This window comes from Pseudooceanicola endophyticus (genome assembly GCF_018760365.1).
GTDB classification, from domain to species: Bacteria; Pseudomonadota; Alphaproteobacteria; order Rhodobacterales; family Rhodobacteraceae; genus Pseudooceanicola; species Pseudooceanicola endophyticus.
Genome location: NZ_JAHIAB010000005.1, coordinates 115,886 through 121,886, shown reverse-complemented (window position 1 = coordinate 121,886; position 6,001 = coordinate 115,886). Strand labels below are relative to the sequence as shown.

The following is a 6,001-nucleotide window of genomic DNA, read 5'->3' as shown; positions in this document are numbered from 1 at the left end:
GACAGACTTCCAATCTCTGGGGCGGAGGTCCCGGTCCTCCCGAAGACACGCGCTGGAAGTACGCGCCCGGGACAGCCGCCATATGCAAGAATTGCCAGATGACTATGGAAGGGGGATTCCCGTTCAAGCAACTGCTAATCACGCTTAAAGAGATAGTTTTTAGTTAATATAACAATTCAGGGTTTATCCCTGCATATCGCTGCAGGCCCGAATTAGGCTGTCCAGGCAGGCCGAGGCGGAGGCGGTGCCGTCGATCCGGATCGGGCAAAGCGGGGCCAGCCGTGCGGCCTGAACGCCACAGGCCGGGCGCACGATCTCCTCGTAGGCCGCCAGGTATCCGCCCAGCCAGCCCCGAAAGGCGGTCGCCTGGCCGGGCTGAACCGAATCGTTCAGTTGCCGCAGTTTCCGGGCCAGCGCCAGATCGGCGGGCAGGTCGATCCAGGCGGCGCGCACGGCCCGGCCGCGCAGCGCCGGGTCGAGCGGCCCGAGCGGCGTATCAAGCACCAGGCCCCGCCCACGGGCACATTCCGCGGCAATCGCCCCGGCCAGGCCCGGGGCCTCCATCTCGGCATAGGGGGCGCCGCGTGCCAGCCAGGCGGCAATGGCGGCGGGGGGCTGGCGGGTGAAGACCTCATGGTCATCGTAATGCACGACACCCAGGCCCAGATGCCGCGCCAGCCCCCGCGCCAGGGTGGTCTTGCCGCTGCCCGGCGGACCCGAGATCGTGATCACCGGCGGGGTCAAGACGGGGCCTCGGCGACCAGGACGTGAAAGGTCATGTCCAGCGTCACCTGGCGCGCGGGCCAAAGGCGCAACCCGGCGGCTTCCAGCACCGCCGCATAGGCGGCAGGCGCGCGGTAGAAGGGCGCGAAGACCAGGTTCGCCGCTGCCGACAGGCCCCGGGGCGGCGGGTCGTCCCGCAAGGCACCGCGTTCGCAGACCACGATCCGCCCGCCGGGGCGCAGCGCGGCAATGGCCCGCTGCAGGAGGGCGGTGGCCTCGGGCAGGGTCCAGTCATGCAGCACCGACTTGAACAGCACCGCATCGGCGGCGGGCCAGGGCAGGCTGCGGGCATCGCCGGGCAGGAAGTCCAGCCGGTCGGCCTGCGAACGGCCCCGCATCCGCGCCCGCCCCAGGTGGCAGACCGCCGGCAGGTCCAGCACGCAGGCCCGCATCCCGGGATGTGCCGCCAGCAGGGTTTCGGCCATGACGCCGGTATTGCCGCCGATCTCCAGCAGGTCGGCGCAGCCCGCGAGCGGCAGCAGCGGCGCCAGATGCGGCGCCTCGCGCCGGCTGAGCGCGGTGACATAGGCGACCCAGGGGGCGGTATCCTCGATCTGGGCGGCGCCGGTGCCCCGCGCCCGGTCGTAGCGGAAGAAGCGAAAGGTCTCGGCCCGGGCCAGAAAGGCGGCGGGATCGCGGCTCATCAGGGTACCATCGCGCAGCAGGTCGCTGGCGGCACGGGCGATGAAATCGGCCCGCACCGCCAGATCCCCCGGTGGATCGAGCAAGGCGCGCATGGCAAGGGTCGGCTGCCAGCCGGAAGCGCCGCGTTCCAGCGCCCCGAGCGCCAGAAGCGTGTCGGCGACCCAGCCCGCCTCCGGGGGCAGGGGGCCGCCCGCGAACAGGCCGCAGGCCAGCGCCGTGCGCAGCGCCACCAGCGCCGGCAGGTCATCCAGCAGCGCCGCTTCCAGCCGCGCGCCCGCGCGGATCCCCTCTGCCGTCATCCCGTCCCCTCCGTTGCTGCAAGCTTGCGCCAGACAACCGGGGCGTGCAACATGATCGCGCATCTTGAGGAGAGGAGACGGGATGCCCCCCTGCCGAACGATCTTTGCCCTGCTGCCGCTGCTGCTGGCCGCGCCGCTTTCGGCGGCCCCGCTCGACTGCGTGATCGAGCCGCGCGCCACCGTCTCCCTCACCTCGACCGAGCAGGGCCGGATCGAGGCGGTCCTGGTGCGCCGCGGCGATACCGTGAGCGCCGGACAACCGCTGCTGCGGCTGGAGGACCGGGTCCAGCAGCTTCAGCTGCGCATGGCCGAGGCCAAGGCCGGATCAGAGGCAGAGCTGGCCGCCGCCCGCGCCCGCCTGAAATTCCGCGAAGAGGAACTGGCCCGCGCCGAGGCGCTTTTCGAACGCAAGGCCGCCAGTTCGACCGCGGTCGAGGACAAGCGGATCGAGGTGACGCTGAGCCAGCTTGCCCTGGACGAGGCCGAAGCCGGGCGCCGCCGTGCCGCCCTGGAACGCGAGCTGGCCCAGGCCATGCTGGAGCGCCGGGTGATCCGCAGCCCCGCCGACGGCATCGTCCTGTCGGTCGAGGCGGCCGCAGGCGAATATGCCACCGATACCGCCGAAATGCTGGTCCTGGCCGAGATGGATCCCCTGCTGGTCGAGGTCTTCGTGCCGCTGGACTACCATGACCGGATCGCGGTGGGCGATACCTACGAGGTGGCGCAGGCCGCACCGCTGACAGGGCGCTTCAGCGCCAGGGTGCGCACGGTGGACCGGGTGTTCGACGCCGCCTCGGGCACTTTCGGCGTGCAGCTGGAACTGCCCAACCCCGGGGCGGCAATCCCCGCCGGCACCCGCTGCCAGGTCGATTTCGATGCGCCGGGCCAATGAAACGCCGACCTGCGACGCGCGGGCGCATGACGGCAGGATGTCTGGGGGGAAAGGGAATATGCCGACGCAGGGGCGGGACAGCCCTGGCGCCGGCATTCGGTACTCCTCCGCCGGGACATGGCGGCACTCGTCTTCCATCCGGGCCCTGTGGGGACTGTGGCGCCGGACGGCACTCTCAATTGGCGCACCATACCCAAGCTGCTGCGCCCCGCCTATGCGCGCCTCTGCCTAGGCAATATTGCCTATAGCTGCCCGATTCCGCCCCCGGTCGCCGCGTGGAGGTTGTGCCGGTGCGGCGGGTTTCCTACGACTGCGCAGGACGGGCGCGCTGAAGGGGCCGGATGGTGACGAAGACTTTGGGGGTGCCCCTGTTCCTGGGGCTGGCCGGGCTGCAGCTCGTGGCGGTGCTGGCCATCGTCTTTTCCTCCTATGTCACCTCCGAAAAGGTGCTGATGTTCCACGCCCGCAACCTGCTGCGCAACGTGGGCTTCAACACGATGGAGCATTCCCGCAGCTTCCTGAAGCCGGCCCATGACGGCGCCGAGCTGGCCGTGCGCCTGGCGCAGAACGACATCATCGCCAGCGACGACCCGGTGCTGATGGAGAAGCTGCTGTTCCAGCAGCTGCAACTGGCCAGCCAGGTCTCGGGGATGTATTTCGGCGCCACCGACGGCAGTTTCGTCTTTGTCATGCGCGACGGGACCACGGGGAATTTCCGCTCCAAGATCATCACGATGACCGGCGGGCAACGGAAGGTCCACCTGATCTGGCGGGACAGCAACTTTAACGCCCTGCACGAACTCTGGGACCCGGCTGACGATTTCGACCCGCGCAGCCGCAGCTGGTACCAGCGCGCCCGCGCCGCCTCCGGGGCGACCTGGGCCGATCCCTACATCTTCTTCTCCTCCCACGAACCTGGCATCACCCTGGCCGCCCCGGTGCAAGAGAAGGGCCGTTTCAGCGGCGTCGTCGGTGTCGACATCCAGATCGACGAGATCTCTCATTTCATGTCCCGGCTGGTGATCGGCAAGACCGGCCGTGCCATCATCATCAACCAGAACGGCGATGTCATCGCCGGCCAGAACGAAGGCCTTCTGAAGGCCAAGGACGCCTCCGGAAACCTGCATTTCTATCGGATCGACAGCTATGGCGACCCGATCGCCCGGGCCGCCTTCGCCAACCTGTTCGGCCCGGACACGGGCCCCCCCGCCCAGGAGGTCGACCGGCATTTCACCTACCAGGGACGCGACTACGTGGCCCTGGCCATGCCGATGTCCAGCGAGGACCTGCCCTGGACCATCGGCGTCTATGCCCCCGAGGATGACTTCATCTCGGAGATCAAGCACAACCGGACGACCAACATCTGGATCGCCGTCGCCGTGGCACTGTGCACCGGCCTGGCCGGGCTGGCGCTGGCCAACCGCATCCACCGTCCCGTGCGCGCCTTTGCCGTGCGCTCGGCGCTGGTCGCCCAGGGCGAAATCGACCCCGACGCCCCGCCGCCGCGCACCTACCGGGAGCTGGAGGCGGTCAATGCCGCGCTGACCCAGCAGATCCGCGCCCGCCGTGAGGCCGAGCGCCAGTACGGCCTGACCTTCGAGATGTCCTCGCGCGGGATGGCGCAGCTCGATCCGGTCTCGGGGCGCTTCCTTAGGGTCAACGCGCGGCTCTGCGACATTGCCGGACGCAGCGCCGAGGCGCTGTCGCGGATGACGCTGGCCGATCTGGTGCTGCCGGCGGATCGCCGCATCCTGCCCGCCGGACCGGAGCTGCCGGCCAGCGATTTCTCCACCAACCAGGAACTGCGCCTGGCCCGTCCGGACGGCACGGTGGTCTGGGTGCGCCTCAACGCCATCAGCATCAGGGACAGCGCCGGCAAGGCACTGCATGCGATGCTGACCCTGGAAGACGTGACCCACGCCCATGAACAGGAAAGCCAGCTGACCCAGCTGAGCCGGGACATGACCGCGCTGGTGCGCGACAACACCATGAGCCAGCTGGCCAACGGCCTGGCGCATGAACTGAACCAGCCGCTGGTGGCCATCGCCCAGAATGCCGGCACCGCGCTCTACCTGCTCCAGCAGCGCGGCGATCCGCCCGGCCCTCTGCAGGAAACCCTGGTCGAGATCGAGGGCCAGGCCCTGCGCGCCGGAGAGGTGATCAATGCCCTGCGCGCGCTGCTGCGCCCCGATGCCGGCACCAGCGCCCCGTTCCGCATCGACAGCCTGGCCGGGCAGGTGCTGTGCCTGATCCAGCACGAGGCCGACGATGCCGGCGTGGCGCTGCGGCTGGACTGCCCGGGGCCGCTGGCGGTGATGGGCAACCGGGTGCAGATCGCCCAGGTTCTGGTGAACCTTCTGCGCAATGCGGTGGAAGCCTTCGCCGGCACCGACATCCCCGAGCGCAGCGTCAGCCTCCAGCTGCGCTCGCTCGGCGGGCGGATCCGGATCGCCGTGCAGGACAACGGCCCCGGTGTGCCGCGCAACCTGACCCTGTTCAGCCAGTTCGAGACCAGCAAGCCCGAGGGGCTGGGGCTGGGCCTGTCGATCTGCCGGACACTGGTGCAGATGAACGGCGGCCTGCTGTGGCACGAAGGTCCCGCTGGCGGCGGCGCCCGTTTCTGCCTGACCCTGCCGGCGGCGGACCTGCCCGCCCCCGATGCCACGCAGACCGAGGACACAGCATGAGCGACGCCGATTTCACCGTGCACCTGGTCGATGACGACCGCGACGTGCGCCGCGCCCTGTCCCGGGCACTGCTTGCACGCGGAATGCCGGTGCAGGACCATGCCAGCGCCGAGGCCTTCCTGGCCGCCTATGATCCCGCCCGGCCGGCCTGCCTGATCCTCGACTACGGGTTGCCCGGCATGTCCGGCCTCGATCTCCAGGCCGAGATCGCCCGGCGCGAAGATATCCTGCCGATCATCTTCATCACCGGCCATGGCGGCGTTGCCGAAGCGGTGCGCGCGATGCGGGGCGGCGCCATAGATTTCCTGGAGAAGCCGTTCCGCCAGGCCGCCCTGATGGAGCGGATCGACACCGCCCGCAGCACCGCGCTGCGGCTGCGCGCGGCCCGGGATCACCAGGCCGCCATCGCGCAGCGCTTCGCCCGCCTGACCGAGCGCGAGGCCGAGATCGTCCGCCAGATCTTCGCCCATCCCGCCGAGACCTCCAGCAAGGAACTGGCGCGACGGCTGGACATCAGCCCGCGCACCGTCGACCACCACCGCGCCCGGATTCTGGAAAAGCTGAACGTCGCCTCGGTCAGCGGCCTGTTCGGGCTGGTGGCCGAGCTGAGCGGCCCCGGGCCGCTCGACCAGCTCATCGGAACGGCAGCGCAGGCCACGCCGGGGCAGGGGCAGGGCGAAAGCGCTTGAACTGCG

Annotated in this window: 5 protein-coding genes; 3 read left to right on the top strand and 2 right to left on the bottom strand. The window is 69.8% G+C overall.

What is annotated here, in order from left to right; translation table 11 throughout:
• Positions 1-183: 183 nt before the first annotated feature.
• Together KM176_RS10765 and KM176_RS10760 are read right to left on the bottom strand one after the other, a co-directional pair.
• Positions 184-744 (bottom strand): AAA family ATPase, encoded by a 561-nt coding sequence (locus KM176_RS10765; protein ID WP_160896043.1) that lies wholly within the window; start codon positions 742-744, stop codon positions 184-186.
• Positions 741-1,727 (bottom strand): methyltransferase, encoded by a 987-nt coding sequence (locus KM176_RS10760; RefSeq protein WP_160896044.1) that lies wholly within the window; start codon positions 1,725-1,727, stop codon positions 741-743. The genes KM176_RS10765 and KM176_RS10760 overlap by 4 nt, the downstream gene beginning before the upstream one ends.
• Before the next feature lie 82 nt (positions 1,728-1,809).
• On the opposite strand from KM176_RS10760, the gene KM176_RS10755 reads away from it, so the two are divergent.
• The 3 genes from KM176_RS10755 (at position 1,810) to KM176_RS10745 (ending at position 5,995) form a co-directional block, all read left to right on the top strand.
• Complete coding sequence (locus KM176_RS10755; protein WP_160896045.1) at positions 1,810-2,619, top strand: efflux RND transporter periplasmic adaptor subunit; 810 nt, start codon at positions 1,810-1,812, stop codon at positions 2,617-2,619.
• 344 nt (positions 2,620-2,963) lie between these two features.
• Positions 2,964-5,306 (top strand): ATP-binding protein, encoded by a 2,343-nt coding sequence (locus KM176_RS10750; RefSeq protein ID WP_160896093.1) that lies wholly within the window; start codon positions 2,964-2,966, stop codon positions 5,304-5,306.
• Complete coding sequence (locus KM176_RS10745; protein ID WP_160896046.1) at positions 5,303-5,995, top strand: response regulator transcription factor; 693 nt, start codon at positions 5,303-5,305, stop codon at positions 5,993-5,995. Before KM176_RS10750 ends, KM176_RS10745 begins: the two co-directional genes overlap by 4 nt.
• Positions 5,996-6,001 lie beyond the last annotated feature (6 nt).